The sequence below is a fragment of the Amycolatopsis aidingensis genome (genome assembly GCF_018885265.1).
In the GTDB taxonomy this organism is placed as follows: Bacteria; Actinomycetota; Actinomycetes; order Mycobacteriales; family Pseudonocardiaceae; genus Amycolatopsis; species Amycolatopsis aidingensis.
Genome location: NZ_CP076538.1, coordinates 5872548 through 5891512 on the forward strand (window position 1 = coordinate 5872548; position 18965 = coordinate 5891512).

18 protein-coding genes and 2 pseudogenes are annotated in these 18965 nt (G+C 71.4%); 8 read left to right on the top strand and 12 right to left on the bottom strand.

Features of this window, described 5'->3' with window-relative positions; genetic code table 11:
• Window positions 1-3: 3 nt before the first annotated feature.
• Window positions 4-1599, bottom strand: a complete 1596-nt coding sequence (locus KOI47_RS26720; protein ID WP_216209018.1) for a DAK2 domain-containing protein — start codon at window positions 1597-1599, stop codon at window positions 4-6.
• Between the two features lie 144 nt (window positions 1600-1743).
• Here KOI47_RS26720 and rpmB point away from each other — a divergent pair, with 144 nt between their 5' ends.
• A complete protein-coding gene (gene rpmB, locus KOI47_RS26725) occupies window positions 1744-1935 on the top strand; it encodes a 50S ribosomal protein L28 (protein WP_141997333.1) in 192 nt (63 codons plus the stop codon).
• A 106-nt stretch (window positions 1936-2041) separates the two neighbouring features.
• Here the strand turns inward: rpmB and KOI47_RS26730 are convergent, their stop codons facing one another.
• From KOI47_RS26730 to KOI47_RS26740, 3 genes are read right to left on the bottom strand one after another with little or no spacing between them, the layout of a single operon-like run.
• Window positions 2042-2719 (bottom strand): uracil-DNA glycosylase, encoded by a 678-nt coding sequence (locus tag KOI47_RS26730; protein ID WP_216209020.1) that lies wholly within the window; start codon window positions 2717-2719, stop codon window positions 2042-2044.
• A gap of 11 nt (window positions 2720-2730) precedes the next feature.
• Window positions 2731-3219, bottom strand: coding sequence for a GNAT family N-acetyltransferase (locus KOI47_RS26735; protein WP_216209021.1), 489 nt, complete (start codon window positions 3217-3219; stop codon window positions 2731-2733).
• 21 nt (window positions 3220-3240) lie between these two features.
• Complete coding sequence (locus KOI47_RS26740) at window positions 3241-4209, bottom strand: thiamine-phosphate kinase (RefSeq protein WP_269756658.1); 969 nt, start codon at window positions 4207-4209, stop codon at window positions 3241-3243.
• Between the two features lie 121 nt (window positions 4210-4330).
• Here KOI47_RS26740 and KOI47_RS26745 point away from each other — a divergent pair, with 121 nt between their 5' ends.
• Window positions 4331-4564, top strand: a complete 234-nt coding sequence (locus KOI47_RS26745) for an Lrp/AsnC family transcriptional regulator (RefSeq protein ID WP_141997341.1) — start codon at window positions 4331-4333, stop codon at window positions 4562-4564.
• A gap of 19 nt (window positions 4565-4583) precedes the next feature.
• Window positions 4584-5150, top strand: coding sequence for a DUF3515 domain-containing protein (locus KOI47_RS26750; RefSeq protein ID WP_216209024.1), 567 nt, complete (start codon window positions 4584-4586; stop codon window positions 5148-5150).
• Window positions 5151-5159: 9 nt separating this feature from the next.
• On the opposite strand, the gene KOI47_RS26755 is transcribed toward KOI47_RS26750, so the two are convergent.
• Both KOI47_RS26755 and pdxR read right to left on the bottom strand, forming a co-directional pair.
• Complete coding sequence (locus KOI47_RS26755; RefSeq protein ID WP_216209026.1) at window positions 5160-6257, bottom strand: D-alanine--D-alanine ligase family protein; 1098 nt, start codon at window positions 6255-6257, stop codon at window positions 5160-5162.
• Window positions 6258-6315: 58 nt separating this feature from the next.
• On the bottom strand, window positions 6316-7659 hold the full coding sequence (pdxR, locus tag KOI47_RS26760; RefSeq protein WP_232376924.1) for a MocR-like pyridoxine biosynthesis transcription factor PdxR: 1344 nt from the start codon (window positions 7657-7659) through the stop codon (window positions 6316-6318).
• Window positions 7660-7782: 123 nt separating this feature from the next.
• On the opposite strand from pdxR, the gene KOI47_RS26765 reads away from it, so the two are divergent.
• On the top strand, window positions 7783-8460 hold the full coding sequence (locus tag KOI47_RS26765) for a pyridoxamine 5'-phosphate oxidase family protein (RefSeq protein ID WP_216209031.1): 678 nt from the start codon (window positions 7783-7785) through the stop codon (window positions 8458-8460).
• Here KOI47_RS26765 and KOI47_RS26770 read toward each other — a convergent pair.
• The 3 genes and pseudogenes from KOI47_RS26770 to KOI47_RS26780 form a co-directional block, all read right to left on the bottom strand.
• Window positions 8429-8917 (bottom strand): cysteine dioxygenase, encoded by a 489-nt coding sequence (locus tag KOI47_RS26770; protein ID WP_216209034.1) that lies wholly within the window; start codon window positions 8915-8917, stop codon window positions 8429-8431. The two genes, KOI47_RS26765 and KOI47_RS26770, sit on opposite strands and share 32 nt — an antisense overlap.
• A gap of 214 nt (window positions 8918-9131) precedes the next feature.
• On the bottom strand, window positions 9132-10157 hold the full coding sequence (locus KOI47_RS26775; RefSeq protein WP_216209037.1) for an NAD(P)H-dependent glycerol-3-phosphate dehydrogenase: 1026 nt from the start codon (window positions 10155-10157) through the stop codon (window positions 9132-9134).
• A 46-nt stretch (window positions 10158-10203) separates the two neighbouring features.
• A pseudogene (locus KOI47_RS26780) lies at window positions 10204-10863 on the bottom strand (lysophospholipid acyltransferase family protein); the annotation flags it as partial.
• 141 nt (window positions 10864-11004) lie between these two features.
• Between KOI47_RS26780 and cofC the strand changes: the two are divergent.
• The 3 genes from cofC to KOI47_RS26795 all read left to right on the top strand — a co-directional run bounded on the left by cofC (window position 11005) and on the right by KOI47_RS26795 (window position 14884).
• Entirely contained in the window at window positions 11005-11607 is a 603-nt protein-coding gene (gene cofC, locus KOI47_RS26785; RefSeq protein WP_216217576.1) for a 2-phospho-L-lactate guanylyltransferase, read from the top strand.
• A gap of 86 nt (window positions 11608-11693) precedes the next feature.
• Window positions 11694-13910: an RNA degradosome polyphosphate kinase gene (locus KOI47_RS26790; RefSeq protein WP_216209040.1), complete on the top strand. Its 2217-nt coding sequence runs from the start codon at window positions 11694-11696 to the stop codon at window positions 13908-13910.
• A complete protein-coding gene (locus KOI47_RS26795; RefSeq protein ID WP_232376271.1) occupies window positions 13907-14884 on the top strand; it encodes an NUDIX hydrolase in 978 nt (325 codons plus the stop codon). Before KOI47_RS26790 ends, KOI47_RS26795 begins: the two co-directional genes overlap by 4 nt.
• Window positions 14885-14989: 105 nt before the next feature.
• On the opposite strand, the gene KOI47_RS26800 is transcribed toward KOI47_RS26795, so the two are convergent.
• The 3 genes from KOI47_RS26800 to leuC all read right to left on the bottom strand — a co-directional run bounded on the left by KOI47_RS26800 (window position 14990) and on the right by leuC (window position 17970).
• Complete coding sequence (locus tag KOI47_RS26800; protein WP_216209043.1) at window positions 14990-15676, bottom strand: HU family DNA-binding protein; 687 nt, start codon at window positions 15674-15676, stop codon at window positions 14990-14992.
• Between the two features lie 228 nt (window positions 15677-15904).
• The gene (gene leuD / locus KOI47_RS26805; RefSeq protein WP_216209046.1) at window positions 15905-16528 is read right to left on the bottom strand and encodes a 3-isopropylmalate dehydratase small subunit; all 624 of its coding nucleotides are present in this window, start codon (window positions 16526-16528) and stop codon (window positions 15905-15907) included.
• Between the two features lie 26 nt (window positions 16529-16554).
• Entirely contained in the window at window positions 16555-17970 is a 1416-nt protein-coding gene (leuC, locus tag KOI47_RS26810) for a 3-isopropylmalate dehydratase large subunit (RefSeq protein ID WP_216209049.1), read from the bottom strand.
• A gap of 128 nt (window positions 17971-18098) precedes the next feature.
• Between leuC and KOI47_RS26815 the strand changes: the two are divergent.
• Window positions 18099-18817 (top strand): annotated as a pseudogene (locus KOI47_RS26815) (IclR family transcriptional regulator).
• Window positions 18818-18965: the final 148 nt, after the last annotated feature.

Below are 18965 nucleotides of genomic sequence, written 5' to 3' on the forward strand. Positions count from 1 at the left end.
TACTCACTCCACCCCGATCAGCAGCACGGCTGATTCCTGACCACCGGGATAGCACGACAGTTCCACCTCCGGCCGCTCGGCGCGCAGCCGGTCGGCCAGCGTGTCGCCGATACCGTCCGGCGCACCGGCGCCGGTCAGCACGGTCACCAACTCGCCGCCCGCGGCGAGCATCCGCTCCAGCACGGTCAGCGCGGCCGCCAGGATGCGCGGTCCGTCCGGCTCGGGCTCGATCAGCACGACCTCACCGTCCACCAGGCCGACCAGGTCGCCCGCATGCGCGCGGCCCACCCAGGTGATCGCCTCCTCGCGGGCGACCAGCAGCTCGCCGCGCCGGGTCGCCGCCGCGGCCTCGGCCATGGCGACCACGTCGTCGTTGGTCCGCCGCGCCGGATCGTGCACGGCGAGCGCGGCCAGCACCTGCACCGGCGAGCCGCAGGGCACGACCACCACCTCGAGGCCGTCCAGCATCGGGTGGCCCGCGATCTTGTCCACGGCTGCGGTCAGCCCGGCGTCCGCGGGCAGCACGGTGACATGCGCGGCCCCGGTACCGGTGATGCTGCCGAGCAGCTCCGCCACGGTCGGGACCGAACCCTCCGGCACCCGCAGCACGGGCTGGCCCTCCCCGGTGACCAGCTCCGCGAGCCCCGTGCCGTGCACCACCGGCAGGACGGAGCGGGCCGGAGGCGGCGCCTCGGCCTCCTGCGGGGCCGTCAGCAGTGGCTCCACCCGGATCTGGTGCGGCCTGCCCACCGCGAGCCCGGCCTCGATCGCGGCGCCGATATCGGCGCAGTGCACGTGCACGGCGTGGCTGCCAGAGCCGTCCCCCGCGACGGTCACGCTGTCGCCGAGCTCACTGAGTGCCGTGCGCAGTTCGGGCAGCCGGGCAGGCTCGGCCTCGTCCAGCAGGTACATGACCTCCCAGGCGGACACCGTGGGCGGCGCGGGCTGCCGCGCGACCGCGGCGCCGAGACGCCGGGGCGCATCCACCTGCGTGCCGGTGACCACCGTCACCAGCGCATCGAGCACGGCGACCAGGCCACGGCCGCCCGCGTCCACCACCCCCGCCGTCGCCAGCGCGGGCAGTTGGTGCGGGGTCTCGTCCAGTGCCTCGGCAGCCGCCGTGGCCACGGCGCAGGCCACCTCCGCGGCCGAGCGGTGCCGGTCCGCGCCCAGCGGGGCCACGGCCGTGTGCAGCACGGTGAGCATGGTGCCCGCCACCGGGTGCGCCACGGCCTCGGTGGCGGTGCGGTCCGCCGCGAGCAGCGCCGCGGCCAGGGCCTGCCCGTCGAGCTCGGTCCGGCCCGCCGCCGATTCGGCCAGCCCGCGCAGCACCTGGGAGACGATCACACCCGAGTTGCCGCGGGCCGCGCGTACCGCGCCGCGGGCCAGCACGGCCAGCGCCTCGCCTGCCCCCGCCGGTTCCCCGTGGGCCGCCAGCGCGTCGCGGGCACCGGTGAGGGTGTGCAGCAGGTTGGAGCCGGTGTCGGAGTCGGCGACCGGGTAGACGTTGATCCCGTCGATGTCCGCCCGCAGGGCCTCGAGGCTGCGCACGCATGCCGCGGCCCAGGCCGTCACGGCCGCCGCGTCCAGGGCTCGCACCAGGTATCCTTCCCTCGTTCACCGGTTCCTGGCGAGCGTATCGACCCCGTGCGCCCGGCCGGGATCGGACCGGCTACCCTATTCGAGTTGTCCAGTACTGGCTGGGCTTGCTTCAAGTCCCCTGATTTTCGAGGAGTGTTCGACGTGGCTGCCGTGTGCGACGTCTGTGGCAAGGGGCCGGGCTTCGGCAAGGCGGTCTCGCACTCTCACCGGCGTACCAACCGCCGGTGGAACCCGAACATCCAGACCGTGCACGCCAAGATCGGGCTTTCCCAGCGGAAGCGGATGAACGTGTGCACCTCCTGCATCAAGGCAGGCAAAGTCACCCGCGGCTGACGCCGCCCCCCAGTTCTCTGCTGTGAGTGGCTTGTTCACTGCGAAAATGCAGTGAACAAGCCACTCACAGTATTTTTTGTGCCCGGAGTGGGGCTCCGCCGGGGCCTTAGGGCAGCTTCCAGTTCACCGGCTCGGCGCCCTGCTGTGCCAGCAGCTCGTTGGCCCGGCTGAACGGGCGGGAGCCGAAGAACCCGTTGTGCGCCGACATCGGGCTGGGATGCACCGACTCCACGCAGGGCACCCGGCCGAGCAGGGGCTTGAGCTTGCGCGCGTTGCTGCCCCACAGGATCGCGACCAGCGGCTCGTCCCTGGCGGCCAGCGCGCGGATCGCCTGGTCGGTGACCTCTTCCCAGCCCTTGCCCTGGTGCGAGTTGGGCGCGCCGGGCCGGACGGTGAGCGCCCGGTTCAGCAGCAGCACCCCCTGCTCTGTCCACGGCGTGAGGTCGCCGTTGCTCGGCTGCGGGTGGCCGAGGTCGTCGCAGTACTCGCCGAAGATGTTGATCAGGCTCTTCGGCAACGGCCGGACATCGGGGGCCACCGCGAAGCTCAGCCCGATCGGATGCCCCGGCGTCGGGTACGGATCCTGGCCGACGATCAGCACCCGCACCTCGTGGAAGGGCTGCTGGAAAGCGCGCAGCACGTTGTCCCCGGAAGGCAGGTAACTGCGGCCAGCCGCGATCTCGGCGCGGAGGAATTCCCCCATCTCCCGGATCCGGTCCGCCACCGGTTCGAGGGCCTTGGCCCAGCCTGCTTCGACAACGTCCTGGAGCGGTCGCGCGGTCACGATCCGCTACCTTACCCGGTCTGTTCAGGGACCAGTTGTCTGGCAAGGCACACGCTTTCCGCGTAGTGGCGGTAGTACCCGAACTTCGGGATGTCGGTGTAACCACAGGAGCGGTACAGCGCGATGGCCTCCGGTTGCTTGGTCCCGGTCTCCAGCACCGCCCGGCGCCTTCCGGCGGCCACCGCGGTGCGCTCCAGTTCGGCGAGCATCGCACGGGCGAACCCGCGACCCCTGGCATCGGTGGTCACGTACATGCGCTTCAACTCCACGTCGCCGGGCAGAAAGTCCGGCTCCGGACCGTCATGCGCCCGCCAGGCACCGGTCGCCACCGGCGCCCCGTCCAGGTAGCCGACCAGGAACAGGCCATTCGGCGGGGTGAACTCCTCGGCATGCATGGCGGTCAGGTCCGGCGCGCCGTAGCGCACCACGTACTCCTGCTGGACCTCGTCCATCAGCTTGACGGCGTCCGGGTGATCGAAAGGGGTAACGCGAATGTCCACCCGATCCAAGATATCCAGAACTCAGCGCCAGTGTTCCCAGCCGCCGCCCCGCTCGTAGGGGCTGCCGTCCACCGTCACCCCGGTGTCCGGCAACAGCACGGTACCGATCTGCTCCCAGCCCTCGGGCAGGTCGGCAAAGGAGGGGAAGGTCGCGGCGAGCGCGTGGTCCTCGCCCCCGGTCAGCACCCAGTGCAGCGGGTCGGCCCCGAGCGCGGAGCCGACGTCGACCAGTTTCTGGTCCACCCGCAGCCGGTCGGTGCGCACGTCCAGGCCCACCCCGGAGGCCTCGGCCAGGTGGCCGAGGTCGGCGAGCAGCCCGTCCGAGACGTCGATCATGGCGGTGGCCCCGGCGGTCGCTGCGGCCGGGCCTGCCGCGTACGGCGGTTCCGGGGCACGCTGCGCGTTCACCACGCCGACCGGGGAGCGGAAGCCCCTGCCGAGCACGGCCAGACCGGCCGCGGCCCAGCCGAGCCGCCCGCACACGGCGAGAATGTCCCCCGGCCGGGCACCCGATCGGGTCACCGGCGGGCGACCGCCGAGGTCGCCAAGGGCTGTGACGCTCACCACGAGCTGGTCGGCACGCACCACGTCCCCGCCGACCAGGCCGGCCCGCGCCCTGCTCGCCTCGGCCCACATGCCCTCGGTGAGCCCGGTGAGCAGCGAGACCGGGGTGTCTCCCGGACAGGCCAGCCCGACCAGGGCCGAGGTCGGTACGGCGCCCATGGCCGCGAGGTCGGCGAGGTTCACCGCAACGGCCTTGCGGCCGATCTGCTCCGGGCTGGACCAGTCGAGCCGGAAGTGCACGCCGCTGACCAGCACATCCGTGGTCGCGACGACGCGACCATCGGGCGCAGCCACCAGCGCCGCGTCGTCGCCGGGCCCGAGCAGGGTGGTCGCGGGCTGAGCCCGGTCCGCCACCATCTTCCGGATCAGACCGAACTCGCCGAGCGCGGCGACGGTGTCCTCGCCTGCTCTGCCGTCCGCGGACACCACACCACCTCCGATCGCCAATAGTCGGATGCCCGATGTTTGCCGGACTGGGGTACGTTGCCAGAGTCAACGCTGGCTTGATTCAACACTGAGAAGATCGATGTAGACGAAGGGGCGCGCCGTGGTCCACGCATACATCCTCATCCAGACCGAGGTCGGCAAGGCGGCTTCCGTCGCGGCCGAGATCTCCGGGATTCCCGGCGTCACCAGTTCGGAGGACGTCACCGGCCCCTACGACGTCATCGTGCGCGCCGCGGCGGACAACGTGGACGAGCTCGGGCAGCTGGTCGTGGCGAAGGTGCAGAACGTCGAGGGGATCACCCGCACGCTGACCTGCCCGGTCGTGCATCTGTGAGCCATGTTGTAGTGGGCGGGTGACCGATACCGAATCCGGGGCTCCGCCCAGGGCACTGATCGTCGTCGCCACCGTGCTGGCGGTGGCCTTGGCCGTCGGCGTCGCGTTGTTCGCGCTGCTGGGCCCCGGTGAGCAGGACCCTGCGGAGCAGCCGGACCCGGCGACCGGGCCACTGGCCCTGGTGCCGGTGCCCGCGCCCGACGCGGGCTCGCCAGCCTGCGGGAAGCTGATCGGCGCCGCGCCAGGGGCGCTGACCTCCGCCGGGGACACCCTCCCCCGCAGGGACCTCGCCGAACCGGCGCCGCAGGCCACCACGGCCTGGGGCGCGGGGGGCTCGGACGAGGCCGTGGTGCTGCGCTGCGGGCTGGAACGCCCGCCGGAGCTGACCCGCACCTCGAACCTGCGGGTGATCAACGAGGTGCAGTGGCTGCACGTGCCGGGTCAGGGGTCGGCCACCTGGTACGTGGTGGACCGCGAGGTGTACGTGGCGCTCACCGTGCCGGAGCAGGCGGGCACCGGCCCGCTACAGGAGATCTCCGACCTGGTCGACCGCACGCTCCCCCAGGTCCCCCTCCGCTTCGGCTGACAGCGGCGGTCAGCGCAGGCCGGTGCCGCGGGCCAGCGCGGTGTCCACCAGGGTGGACAGCAGGGTGCGGTAGTCCAGGCCGGTGACCCCCCACATCTTCGGGTAGGCGGAGGTGGTGGTGAACCCGGGCATGGTGTTCACCTCGTTGATGGTCAGCCCGCCGTCGGCGCCGACGAAGAAGTCCACCCGCGCCAGCCCCTGGCCGTCCAGTGCCCCGAAGGCCCGCACCGCCATCGCCCGCACCCGTTCGGTCACCTCGTCGTCGAGCTTGGCCGGAATGTCCAGTTCGGCCTCCTCGCCGAGGTACTTCGCGTCGAAGTCGTACCAGGCCGAGGGATCCTCGGACAGCACCCGGATCTCGGCAGGCAGCGAGGCCTCCACCCGGCCGTCCGGGAACTCCAGCACGCCGCACTCCACCTCACGGCCGACCACCGCGGCCTCCACCAGCACCTTGGGATCGGTCTGCCGCGCCAGCGCGATCGCCGCGTCCAGCTCGGACCAGTCGCTGACCTTGCTGATCCCGACCGAGGAACCCGCGCGGGCCGGTTTGACGAACACGGGAAGCCCGAGGCGATCCCGCTCGGCGGCATCCAGGGTGGACTGTCCACGCCGGATCGTCGCGTAGGTACCGACCGGAAGCCCTTCCGCGGCAAGCAGTTTCTTCGCGTACTCCTTGTCCATCGAGGCCGCGCTGGCCAGTACCCCGGCCCCCACGTATGGGATTTCGGCCAGCTCGAGCAGCCCCTGCAGGGTGCCGTCCTCGCCGAAGGCGCCGTGCAGCACCGGGAACACCACATCCGCGCTGCCGAGCACCTCGGCCTCGCCACCCGGCTCCAGGCTGATCAGGTCACGCTGGGTGGGGTCGCCAGCCAGTACCAGCGCCGTGCCGCCGTCCACCGAGGGCAGCTCGCGGCCGTGGATCTCCAGTGTCTTCGGGTCGGAACTGCCCAGCACCCAGCCACCGGAGGGGGTGATGCCGACCGGGATGATCTCGAAGCGGTCCGGGTCCAGATTGGCCAGGATGCTGCCAGCGGACACACACGAGATCGTGTGCTCGGTGCTGCGGCCCCCGAACACGACGGCCACGCGTGTCTTCCGTGCGCTCATGGGCGGTCACCCTACCGGGCGCTTGTGCAGACAAGTCCGGGCGCTTATGTGGACAAGCTCAGCGCAGCAGGCCCACCAGCACGCCGAGCGCGTCCCGCAACGCTGCCCCGGAGCAGCCCGCGTACCCCACCGCGACCCCGTGCCGGTCGGGTACGCCGGCGAAGTGCCTGCTGAGGCTGTCCAGCACGATGCCATCGGCCCGCCCGGCCGCCAGCCGCTCCCGCTCGGTTGCCGCCGAGGCCAGCGGCACCACCAGGTGCGCGCCCGCGTCGTCGCCGAGCACCGGGACACCCGCCGCGCGCAGCGCACCCACCAGCATCGTCCTGCGCTCAGACAGCTCCCGGCGCAGCCTGCGCAGATGCCTGCCGAGGTCACCGGCACGGGCCAGCTCGACCAGCACCCGCTGGCCCGCGGGCGACGGCCGGGTGCCGGTGCGGTCGCGGTACTCCAGCACCGTCGTGGTCACCGGTTCGGGCGCGACCATCCAGCCCGCCCCGAGCGTGGGGGTGAGGATCTTGCTGGTGGTCCCGAGGTGGGCCACAACGTCCGGCGCGAGCGCGGCCAGCAGCGGCAGCGGCGCCACATCGAACCGCAGCTCGCCGTCGTAGTCGTCCTCGATCAACAGGAAGTCCTCGGCCCGTGCCCGCTCCACCAGCTCCACCCTGCGCGCCGCGCTCATCCGGCTGCCCATCGGGTACTGGTGCGCGGGCGAGCAGTACACCGCCCGCGCCCCGCGCGGCACCGAGTCGGGGCGGATGCCCTCCTCGTCCACCGCGACCGGGGCGACCCGCAGTCCCGCGCACCGGAACGCCTGCACCGCACGCTGGTAGCCCGGTTCCTCCACGGCCACCAGGTCGCCGCGCTCCAGCACGGCCGTTGCCAGCTCCACCACGGCGGCGGTGGTGCCGCCGGTGGCCAGCACCGACTCGGTGCCCACGTCCAGCCCGCGGTGGCGCAGCAGGTGCTCGGCGATCGCGGCCCGGTACTCCGGCAGGCCTGCCCGTTGCGCGGTGGACAGCGGGGCCGCGTCCGCGGCGGCCCGCCAGGCCCGGCGCCAGGCCGCACGGTCCAGCCCTTCGGCCCAGGGCACCCCGAGGGTGAGGTCCAGCAGCCCGGCCGGGGTGCCCTCGCGTTCCACCACGGCGCGGCGCGCGGGCCTGCCCGCGGGCGGCGAGGTGGTGACGTAGGTACCAGATCCGTGCCTGCCGAGGATCCAGCCCTCGGCATGCAGCTGCTCGTAGGCCGCCGAGGTGACGGTCCGGCTCACCCCGAGCCTGCCCGCCAGCGCACGGGTGGAGGGCAACCGGTCGCCACCACGAAGGTGCCCGTGTGCGGCGGCATCGCGCAGGGCGTCGGCGAGTTGCACGGCCAGCGGGACCTCGGATTCGCGGTCCAGGCTCATCGGCAACGCGGTCTCCGCGCCCCGTGTCCCGGCCCGGCGCGTGGCAGCGGACACAATTGGCCTTTCGGTATCGGACGACAGTGGCTGTTCCATGATGCCACTACCGGCGGCAGCCTGAGGTTCATGACCGAGCTCGCCACCCCGCTGTCCTCGACCGCACGCACCCGGCTCGGCCGCAAACGAGACCGGGCCGCCACCGACCGAGCCGCCCTGCACGCGATCCTGGACGAGGCGCTGGTCTGCCATCTCGGCCTGGTGGTCGACGGCGCGCCGGTGGTGCTGCCGACCGGCTACGGGCGCGCGGGCGACACGCTGTACCTGCATGGCTCGACCGGCGCGGCCAGCCTGCGGGCGGCGGGGGCCGGCACCGAGGTCTGCGTCACGGTCACGCTGCTGGACGGGATCGTCTACTCCCGCTCGGTGAACAACCACTCGATGAACTACCGCAGCGCGGTGATCTACGGCACGCCACGGGAGCTCACCGAACGCGCGGAGAAGCTGCATGGGCTGCGGGTGCTGACCGACCACCTCGCCCCCGGCTCATGGGAGCACGCCAGGGAGGTCAACGCCAAGGAGTTCGCCGCGGTCACCGTGCTGGCGCTGGACCTCAGCGAGGCCTCGGTGAAGATGCGCTCCGGCGCCCCGGCCGATCCTCCCGAGGACGTCCGCGGAGTGGAAGCCTGGGCGGGGGTGCTCCCGGTGCACACCACCTTCGGCGTCCCGGAGCCCGCCCCGGAGCTGGCCGCGGAGACCCCGGTCCCTGCGCACGTCAGCGGTCGGAAACCCGCACCGGGCCGCTGAGCGGATCCAGCCGGAACGGGCGCATGGTCCGGCCCGCCGAGCGGTAGACGTGGATGCTGACCGCGGGGTCCGGTCCCAGGTTGCGCACCTGGTGCACGTAGCCGGGGCCGAACACCCTGGACTGGCCCGCGGTGAGCGCGTGCTCCTCGCGCAGCACCCGGCCGTCCCTGGCCCGCCGGGCCACGGTCTCGGCGAGGTCGCCATTGACCACGGTGAAGGCCCCGGTGGCGCGGCCGTGGTCGTGCAGGTCGGTTTCCTGGCCCGGCAGCCAGCTGAGCAGCCATACCTGCTGCCCCGCGTCGGCGGTGATCAGCGCGGCGAAACGCTCGTCGGGGTCGTAGCGGAGCAGGTTCCGCCACCGGTCGCGGTCGGCGGCGAACTCGAGCGCGACCCGGACCGGGTGGCGCAGGACGGGATTCTCGGCACCCGCGACGGTGCCTGCCGGAACGGCGAACATGGAAGTGTCCTCGGAAAGTGTCGGGATAGGTCGGATCTGCAGGATCGGGAGGATCACCGACACGGACACAGCGCGCTGGCGACGAGGCGCAGGTCGATGTGACCGCGCCGCTGCGTCATACCAGGCGTCAACACGCCGCACACCAAACCAGGCCGGCCCGGCCCAGTCAATTCCTCTCACCCCATGGGACTTGCTGTGAGTGGGGAAGGGCGGGTCAGGACCATTCGTGTTTGCGCTTGCGGCCCAGTAGTTCGGCACCGACCTGGGCGGGGTCCATGCCCTCATGGCACACCCGGTACATCGCGTCGGTGATCGGCATGTCCGCGCCGACCGAGGCGGCGAGCTGCCGGATCGAGGAGCAGGACATCACCCCCTCCGCGACCTGGCCACCCCCGGCCCGCTGCGCCTGTTCGACCGTCTCCCCCCTGCCAAGCCGCTCGCCGAAGGTCCGGTTCCGTGACAGCGGGGAGGAACAGGTGGCCACCAGGTCCCCCACCCCGGCCAGGCCGGCGAAGGTCAGCGGGTCGGCCCCGAGCTTGGTGCCCAGCCGGGCCATCTCGGCGAGGCCCCTGGTGATCAGGGTGGCGGCGGTGTTCGTGCCGAAGCCCATACCCGCGGCCATCCCGCAGCTCAGCGCGATCACGTTCTTGCAAGCGCCACCGAGCTCGCAGCCGACCACGTCGGTGTTGGTGTACGGCCGGAAGTACCCGGTGGAGCAGGCCAGCTGGACCGCTACCGCCCGGTCGTGGTCGGTGCACGCGATGACCCCGGCCGCGGGCTGTTCCTCGGCGATCTCCCTGGCCAGGTTCGGCCCGGACACCACGACCACCTGCCCGGCGGGGATCCCGGCGACCTCGGCGATCACCTCGCTCATCCGCTTGCAGGTGCCCAGCTCGACGCCCTTGGCCAGGCTGATCAGCGGCACGTCCCGCGGCAGCAACCCGCGCCAGGCCTCCAGGTTGTCCCGCAGCCGCTGGCTCGGTACCGCCAGCACCACCGCGTCGGCACCGTCCAGCGCGCGGGCCGGGTCCGCGGTGGCGGTGAGCCGCTCCGGCAACCGCACCCCGGGCAGGTAGTCCGCATTGGAACGCCGCTCCCGGATCTCCCGCGCGACCTCTTCGCGGCGCGCCCACATGGTGACCTCGCGGCCGGCGTCGGCGAGCACCTTGGCGAAGGTCGTGCCCCAGGAGCCCGAGCCCAGCACGGCAGGCCGCCGGATGTCCAGCCCGGTACCCGCCATCAGCCCGCGTCCATCCGCTCGGACCGCTGCTGCGGTGGCCGCTCGCCCTGATCTCGGCCAGCAGCGCGGTCACCTCGTCCATCAGCAGGTCGGTCACCTCACGCAGCAGCGCGTTCGAGCCGGGCCGCTGCCGCTGCGCCGCGAGGTCCACCGGGTTGCCGACCAGGTGCACCACGGTCTTGCGGGGCAGCGGGCGGAACTTCTTGGTGTAGCCGTTCCAGATGTCCTGCGTGCCCCAGCGGGCGATCGGCAGCACCGGCACGTCGTTCTCCAGTGCCAGCCTCGCCACCCCGGTGTAGGAGTGCTTCGGCCAGCCCGCGGGGTCCTTGGTGATAGTGCCCTCCGGATAGATCACCACCACCTTGCCCTCGCGCAGGGCCTGGTGCGCTGCGCGCAGGCTGTCGCCCGCGCTGGAGGTGCCCCGGTACACCGGGATGCCGCCGGAGCCGAGGAAGATCCGGCCGAAGATCGGCGCCCGCGCCACGCTGTCCTTGGCGAGGAACCGGGGAACGCGCTTGTTGCGGTGCACGAACACCGCGTCGGCCGCGGGGTCCAGATGCGAGACGTGGTTCAGCACCAGCAGCGCCGGTCCCTGCCGGGGAATCCGCTCGCTGCCCCGGTAGACGCGCTTGCCGAGCCAGCTCAGCGGGTAGAACAACGCGGCAGCGGCTCCGACCCAGAAACCGCCCTTCTCGCGATCGCCCAAGACTCCTCCTCGTGTGCCGGATCGCCCGATCCTCCCCCGACCGGTGACCCAGCGCCAACAAGGGGTGGTCGGCACAGGCGCGCATGCCGCCGTTCGGGTAATGATGGTGAGGTGTCTCGTGAGGTCGACCTGATCATCCCGATGAAGCCCCCGCGGGCAGGCAAGTCCCGGTTGCGGGGAGCGGCAGGCGCGGAGCACGCCGCGCTGGTGCTCGCACTGGCCGCCGACACCCTCGCCGCGGCGACCGCGACGGAAGGGGTGCGGCGGCTGCTCGTGGTGGCCACCGACCCCGCCGCGCTGGCCGAGCTGCGCAGGCTGGGCGCGGAGGTGGTGAGTGAGGAAGGGGCCGGCGGGCTCAACGCGGCGCTGCGCAGGGGCGAGGGCGTGCTGCGCGAGGACAACCCGGACGGGGTCGTCGGCGCGCTGCAGGCCGACCTGCCCGCACTGCGGCCCGCCGAACTCGCCGAGGCGCTTGCCGAGGCGGCTGGCAGACGCTCCTTCGTCGCCGACCGGCACGGAACCGGTACCACCTTGTTACTGTCGGCGCCGGGTGCGCCGCTCGAGCCACGGTTCGGCAATGGTTCGGCCGGTGCGCACGCCGCCTCCGGGGCGGTCGCGCTGAGTGCCCCGGTGCCTTCGTTGCGCAGCGATGTGGACACGGCCGATGATCTCGCGCATGCCCGGCTGATCGGCGTGGGCGAGCGCACCGTGACCGCGCTGGGCGAGCCCGCCTGCCTGCGCTGAACAGCACGGATGCCGGAACGTGGGTGTCGTAACATTCACCCGGCCGTATCGTTCGGTACGCGCGTCCCGCGCCCGAGTGCGGAACAATGCAAGGTGTGAGCAACGACGAGAGCGCAACACCGGTACCGGCGGCCTCCGCGCCTCGCGGGCAGGAGAGTGGGTCCAGCCATAACGGCCGCCAGCCGGAGAAGCACGCCGTACCCTCGGCGCCACCGGCCGTCACCCCTGGCACCCCCCGGCTGGCCGACTCGCTGCCCGACGACCGGTACTTCAACCGCGAACTTTCCTGGCAGGACTTCAACGCCCGGGTGCTCGCGCTGGCCGAGGACGCCTCCCAGCCGCTGCTCGAACGAGCGAAGTTCCTCGCCATCTTCGCGTCCAATTTGGATGAGTTCTACATGGTCAGGGTGGCCGGGCTGAAGCGAAGGGACGAGACCGGCCTCTCGGTGCGCAGCGCGGACGGGCTCACCCCGCGCGAGCAGCTCGCCTACATCGCCAAGCGCAACCAGGACCTGGTGGAGCGGCAGACCGAGGCGTTCACCGACCACGTCCGGCCCGCCCTCGCCGAGCAGCGCATCCTCATCGTGAGCTGGTCCGATTTGGACGCGCCCGACCAGCTGCGGATCTCCTCGTACTTCAGCGAGCAGATCTTCCCGGTGCTGACCCCGTTGGCGGTGGACCCCGCCCACCCGTTCCCGTACATCTCAGGGCTCTCGCTGAACCTGGCCGTGACGGTGCGCGACCCGGAACGCGGAACCGAGCGCTTCGCCAGGGTCAAGGTGCCGAACAACGTGCCCCGGCTGATCCGGGTGGAGCAGGACCGGGAGAGCGATCCGGCCACCTTCCTTCCGCTGGAGGAACTCATCTCGGCGCATCTCGGCGAGCTGTTCACCGGGATGGAGGTGATCGAGCACCACGTGTTCCGGGTCACTCGCAACGCCGACTTCGAGGTCGAGGAGGATCGGGACGAGGACCTGTTGCAGGCGCTGGAGCGCGAGCTCGCGCAGCGCCGGTTCGGCCCGCCGGTGCGGCTCGAGGTCGCACAGGACATGAGCGAGCACATGCTGGAGCTGTTGCTGCGCGAGCTGGAGGTCGATCCGCATGACGTGGTGGAGGTGCCAGGGCTGCTCGACCTCAGCTGCCTGCACCAGCTCTACGGCCTGGACCGGATGGAGCTGAAGGACCCACCGTTCGTACCGCGCACTCATCCGGCTTTCGGCGAACGGGAGACCCCGAAGAGCGTGTTCGCCACCCTGCGCGAGCGGGACGTGCTGGTACACCATCCCTACGACTCCTTCTCCACCAGCGTGCAGCGGTTCGTGGAGCAGGCCGCCGCGGACGACAAGGTGCTGGCGATCAAGCAGACCCTGTACCGCACCTCGGGGGACTCGCCGGTCGTGGACGCGCTGATCGACGCCGCCCAGGCAGGCAAGCAGGTGGTGGCGCTGGTGGAGATCAAGGCGCGGTTCGACGAGCAGGCCAACATCACCTGGGCGCGTACCCTGGAACGTGCCGGGGTGCACGTGGTGTACGGGTTGATGGGGTTGAAGACGCACTGCAAGGTGGCGATGGTGGTGCGGCAGGAAGGCTCCACCATCCGGCGTTACTGTCATATCGGCACCGGCAACTACAACCCGAAGACCGCGAGGCTGTACGAGGACATGGGGCTGCTCACCGCCGACCCGACGATCGGCGCGGACCTCACCGACCTGTTCAACGTGCTCACCGGCTACTCCCGGCAGGACACCTACCGCAACATCCTCACCTCGCCGGGCGGCATCCGGCGGGGGATCCTGCACTGCATCGCCGAGGAGATCGAGCGATCGGCCGCCGGCGAGGACACCGGCATCCGGATCAAGTGCAACTCCCTTGTCGACGAGCAGATCATCGACGCGCTGTATCACGCATCCCAGGCCGGGGTCAGGGTGGAGATCGTGGTGCGCGGGATCTGCTCGCTCAAGCCGGGCGTGCCCGGGCTGAGCGAGAACATCACGGTGCGCTCGGTCCTCGGGCGCTTCCTGGAGCACTCCAGGGTCTTCCACTTCCGCGCAGGCGACACGTACTGGATCGGCAGCGCGGACATGATGCACCGCAACCTGGACCGCAGGATCGAGGCGATGGTGCGGGTGAAGGACCCGATCCTGACCGGGGAACTGGACGAGGTGCTGGACTCCGCGCTGGACCCGGCCACCCGCTGCTGGGTGCTGACCTCGACCGGCGAGTGGGCGCCCTCGCCGAAGGACGGTTCGCAGGTGCGCGACCACCAGGCCGAGTTGCTGATCCGGCACGGGGCCGCCGGGTGAGCGGGGCGTCCAATCCGGCCAGGGTTCGTGCGGCGGGAGCGGTGCTGTGGCGGCAGGCAGGCACCGGTGCGGTAGAGGTGGCCGTGGTGCACCGGCCGCGCTACGACGACTGGTCGCTGCCGAAGGGAAAACTGGACCCCGGGGAGACCACGCCCGTCGCCGCGGCCCGTGAGGTGGCCGAGGAGACCGGTTTCGACGCCATCCTGGGGCGGTTCCTCACCCGGATCGAGTACGAGGTGCACAGCCGCGGCCTGCGGGCGCCGAAGACGGTCGACTACTTCAGTGCCGAGGCGACGGGCGGCCGCTTCGTGCCCAACGCCGAAGTCGACGAGCTGCGCTGGCTGAACCCTGCCGAGGCCGAGTCCGTGCTCGACTACCCTGCCGACCGGAACGTGCTGCGGGAGTTCCTCGCCCTGCCGCCCCGGCTGACCACCCTGCTGCTGGTACGGCACGCAAAGGCGGGCAAGCGGGACGAATGGGCTGGGGACGACGACCTCCGCCCGCTGTCCGATGCCGGGCTACGCCAGGCGGAGGCGGTACGGGAACTGCTACGTCCGTTCCGGCCGGGACCGGTTTTCGCCGCGCCCCGGCTGCGTTGCGTGCAGACCGTGCGCGGGGTCGCCGAGGAACTCGGCACGGAGGTGCGGCACGAGCACCTGCTGTCCGAGGAAGGATACTGGCCCGATCCGGAAACCGGTATCGCGCGCTTGCTCGACATCGTCTCCGAGGGCGGCACGCCGCTGATCTGCAGCCAGGGCGGGGTGATCCCGGACGTGGTCGCCCGCCTTGCCGAACGGGACGGGGTACGGCTGCCGAGCACGAAGAACGGGACGGTGGCGAGCAAGAAGGGCTCGCTGTGGCTGCTGGCCTTCCGTCCCGGCACTGCTGCGGGGTCCCTGCAGCCGGCAAGGCTCGCCGCGGCGAGCTACTTCGCCAGCCCGCTCCCGGACCCGGTGACCGCCGCGCACTCTTGACCCCTTCCATTATGGAAGGGCCCGCGGCGCGGTTCCGGAACGGGCACTGACATGCGGCGGGGCCCCGTGCCGCTGCACGGGCCCCGCCGAAAGTAACCGCTGGTGTTACTTCTTCTTCTTGGCCGCTGTGGTCTTCTTGGCAGCCGCCGAGGTCGACTTGGTGGCCTTGGTCGCGGTCTTCGGCGCAGCCTTGGCGGTGGTCTTCTTGGCCGTGCTGGCCTTCGCCGCCGTGCTCTTCGCCGCGGTGGTCTTCGCCGTCGACTTGGTGGACTTGGCCGCCGTCTTCGGTGCGGCCTTCGTCGCCGTCGCCCGGCTCGTGCTGGACCGGCTGGTGGTACCGGCACGCGAGGTGCTGCCGGCCCGCGAGGAGGTACGGGTCGTCGTGCTCCGCGTCGCGGTCGGGCGGCTCGCGGTCGCCTTGCTGGTACGCGAGCTCGTCGTCCGGCTGGTGCTGCCGGTGCTGCGCGAGGTAGCGGTAGCACGCTTCACGGCCGTGGCCTTGGGCAGCTTCTTCGCGCCGCTCACCACGTCCTTGAACGTCGTTCCGGCCCGGAAGGCCGGGACGTTCGTCTTCTTGACCCGCACCGTCTCGCCGGTGCGCGGGTTCCGGGCGGTGCGGGCGGCGCGGGCACGCTTCTCGAACACCCCGAAGCCGGTGATGTTCACCTTCTCACCCTTGTTCACCGTGCGGATGATGATATCGACGATCTCGTCGACCGCCTTCGCCGCAACCTTCTTGTCGCCTTCCAAGCGCTCCGACAGCGCTTCGATCAGCTGGGCCTTGTTGGCCATTCCAGTCCTCCACGAAGAACTACTTGTCACACGGCCACGTCGGCCGACTTGGGCACACGGTATTACCAACGCAGCACAAATTCCAAACGGCACGCGGAATTTTTCCTTATCGGGGGCGAGGTTCCGCCCTCTGAGGGACCCCTGCGGGGGCCTTCCGCGAGCCGTCTGGCGTGGTTTCGCAGGCCGCTGACCTGGTACGGATTCCCTTGCTGAGCAGGGAATCTGTGCCTAGGAGGGGCCGGGAGCGGCCGGCTGAGCGGCCTGCGGGGTGGTCACCGGACGCCAGCTCGGGCGCTCGGACTCGAAGGCGTCGATCTCCCCGGCGTGTCGCAGGGTCAGGGCGATGTCGTCCAGCCCCTCCAGCAGCCGCCAGCGGGTGTAGTCGTCGATCGTGAAGGGCGCGACGAACTCCTTGGCTCGTACCGTCTTCGCCTCGAGGTCCACGGTGACCCTCGTGCCGGGCCCGTTCTCCAGGATCTTCCACAGCTGTTCGACGTCCGCCTGCTCGCACTGGGCGGCCAGCAGGCCCTGCTTGCCCGCGTTGCCGCGGAAGATGTCGGCAAACCGGGAGGAGATGACGACCCGGAAGCCGTAGTTCATCAGGGCCCAGACGGCGTGCTCGCGGGAGGAGCCTGTGCCGAAGTCCTGGCCTGCGACCAGCACGGTGCCTGCCCGGAACGGCTCCTGGTTGAGCACGAAGGTCTCGTCCCCGCGCCAGGCGGCGAACAGCCCGTCCTCGAAGCCGGTCCGGCTGACCCGCTTCAGATAGACCGCCGGGATGATCTGGTCGGTGTCCACGTTGGACCTGCGCAGGGGCACTCCGACCCCGGTGTGGGTGGTGAACGGTTCCATGGTGGGAGCCTCCTCGGTTCAGGTCCTCAGTTCAGGTCTTCCGGCGAGGCCAGGGTGCCGCGCACGGCCGTCGCGGCCGCCACCAGCGGAGACACCAGGTGGGTCCGGCCCCCCTTGCCCTGCCTGCCCTCGAAGTTGCGGTTGGAGGTCGACGCGCTGCGCTCACCCGGCGCCAGCTGATCCGGGTTCATGCCGAGGCACATGGAGCAGCCTGCCTGCCGCCACTCGGCACCCGCGGCGGTGAACACCGTGTCGAGCCCCTCGGCCTCGGCCGTCTTGCGCACCCGCATCGAGCCGGGCACGACCAGCATCCGGACGTTGTCTGCGACCTTGCGGCCGCGCAGCACCTCGGCCGCCGCCCGCAGGTCCTCGATCCGGCCGTTGGTGCAGGAGCCGAGGAAGACGGTGTCCACGGCGACCTCACGCAGCGGGGTGCCCGGGATCAGGTCCATGTAGGCGAGGGCCTTCTCGGCGGCGTACCGCTCGTTCTCGTCCGCGATCGCGGCCGGGTCCGGAACCCGCTCGCCGAGCGGCAGCCCCTGCCCCGGGTTCGTGCCCCAGGTCACGAACGGCGTGAGCTCGCTCGCATCCAGATGCACCTCGGCGTCGAAGCTCGCGCCCTCGTCCGTGCGCAGCTCCCGCCAGGCGGCCACGGCGGCGTCCCATTCGGCCCCGGCCGGGGCGTGCGGACGCCCGCTGAGGTACTGGAAGGTCACCTCGTCCGGGGCGATCATGCCGGCCCGCGCGCCTGCCTCGATCGACATGTTGCAGATGGTCATCCTGGCTTCCATGGACAGCGACTCGATCGCGCTGCCCCGGTACTCCAGGACGTACCCCTGGCCGCCACCGGTGCCGATCTTGGCGATCACCGCGAGGATGATGTCCTTCGCGGTCACCCCCGGGCGCAACCGCCCGTCCACATTGATCGCCATCGTCTTGAACGGCCGCAGCGGCAGCGTCTGGGTCGCCAGGACGTGCTCGACCTCGGAGGTCCCGATGCCGAAGGCCATGGCGCCGAACGCGCCGTGCGTGGAGGTGTGACTGTCGCCGCACACCACCGTCATCCCCGGCTGGGTCAGCCCGAGCTGGGGGCCGATCACGTGCACGATGCCCTGCTCGGCGTCGCCCATCGGATGCAGGCGGATGCCGAACTCCTGGCAGTTGCGCCGCAGGGTGTCCACCTGGGTCCTGGAGACCGGGTCGGCGATCGGCAGCTCGATGTCGACCGTGGGGACGTTGTGGTCCTCGGTGGCGATGGTGAGATCCGGCCGCCGCACCGGCCTGCCCGCGAGGCGCAGCCCGTCGAACGCCTGCGGGCTGGTCACCTCGTGCACCAGGTGGAGGTCGATGTAGAGCAGGTCGGGCTCGGCGCCCTCGCCGCGGCGCACGGTGTGGTTGTCCCACACCTTCTCCGCAAGCGTCCTCGGCTTACTCGCCGGCATGAGGCTCCTCCCACGTTGTCCGGTTGGGAGTGAAGGGAACCCGGGCGGGGACGCGGGCGTGCCCACTCCCGAGCTCGATTCTTCCCAGAATCTGGACTTCCCAAAGTACGGGAAGCTAGTATCGCTGTGTGGGACAGCATAACTCTTCCGACCAGCACAGCGGTATCGGCGTCCTGGACAAGGCGGTGGCGGTGTTACAGGCGGCCGCCGAGGATCCCTGCGGCCTCGCGGAACTGTGCAGCCGGACCGGATTGCCGCGGGCGACCGCGCACCGGCTCGCCGTGGGGCTCGAGGTGCACCGGTTACTGCGCCGCGGGCCGGACGGGCGCTGGCGGCCGGGAACCGCGCTGGCCGAGCTGGCTGGCGGAACCACCGATCCGTTGCTGGACGCGGCCGCCTCGGTGCTGCCCAAGCTCAGGGACATCACCGGGGAGAGTGTGCAGTTGTACCGCAGGGACGGCGGGCAGCGGGTGTGTGTCGCCACGGCGGAACCGCCGAGCGGGTTGCGGGACACCGTGCCGATCGGGGCCCGGCTGCCGATGTCCGCGGGTTCCGGGGCGAAAGTGCTGGCCGCGTGGGCGGATCCGCATACCCAGCACACCATCCTCGCCGATGCGGTGTTCGGCGAGCGGACCCTGCTCGAGGTCCGGCGGCGGGGCTGGGCGCAGAGTGTCGCGGAGCGCGAGCCGGGGTGGCAAGTGTGTCCGCTCCGGTGCGGGACTCCACCGGCACGGTGATCGCCGCGGTGTCGGTTTCCGGCCCGGTGGACCGGATCGGCCGCAAACCCGGCGCCCGCTGGGCCGCCGACCTGCTTGCCGCCGCCGACTCACTACAGGAACGCCTGTGACCGATCCCACCCGAGCCCGCCCGGTGCCGGGTCATCCATAGTGGAACAAGCTCTCAGTGTCTGTTCCTGAACGCGCGGCACGATCGACTCGGCCGGGCTCGGACTCCGCGCACACGTCACTCTCGCAGGTTATGCGCCCGGCCTCGCC

Bases quoted from the DNA above. Each gene is read 5' to 3' on its own strand.
- leuC (WP_216209049.1), bottom strand. From the start codon at position 17,970: ATGCCGGCGAGTAAGCCGAGGACGCTTGCGGAGAAGGTGTGGGACAAC.
- KOI47_RS26765 (WP_216209031.1), top strand. From the start codon at position 7,783: ATGACCGAGCTCGCCACCCCGCTGTCCTCGACCGCACGCACCCGGCTC.
- KOI47_RS26755 (WP_216209026.1), bottom strand. From the start codon at position 6,257: ATGAGCGCACGGAAGACACGCGTGGCCGTCGTGTTCGGGGGCCGCAGC.
- KOI47_RS26790 (WP_216209040.1), top strand. From the start codon at position 11,694: ATGCAAGGTGTGAGCAACGACGAGAGCGCAACACCGGTACCGGCGGCC.
- cofC (WP_216217576.1), top strand. From the start codon at position 11,005: ATGAAGCCCCCGCGGGCAGGCAAGTCCCGGTTGCGGGGAGCGGCAGGC.
- KOI47_RS26770 (WP_216209034.1), bottom strand. From the start codon at position 8,917: ATGTTCGCCGTTCCGGCAGGCACCGTCGCGGGTGCCGAGAATCCCGTC.
- leuD (WP_216209046.1), bottom strand. From the start codon at position 16,528: ATGGAACCGTTCACCACCCACACCGGGGTCGGAGTGCCCCTGCGCAGG.
- KOI47_RS26800 (WP_216209043.1), bottom strand. From the start codon at position 15,676: ATGGCCAACAAGGCCCAGCTGATCGAAGCGCTGTCGGAGCGCTTGGAA.
- pdxR (WP_232376924.1), bottom strand. From the start codon at position 7,659: ATGAGCCTGGACCGCGAATCCGAGGTCCCGCTGGCCGTGCAACTCGCC.
- KOI47_RS26775 (WP_216209037.1), bottom strand. From the start codon at position 10,157: ATGGCGGGTACCGGGCTGGACATCCGGCGGCCTGCCGTGCTGGGCTCG.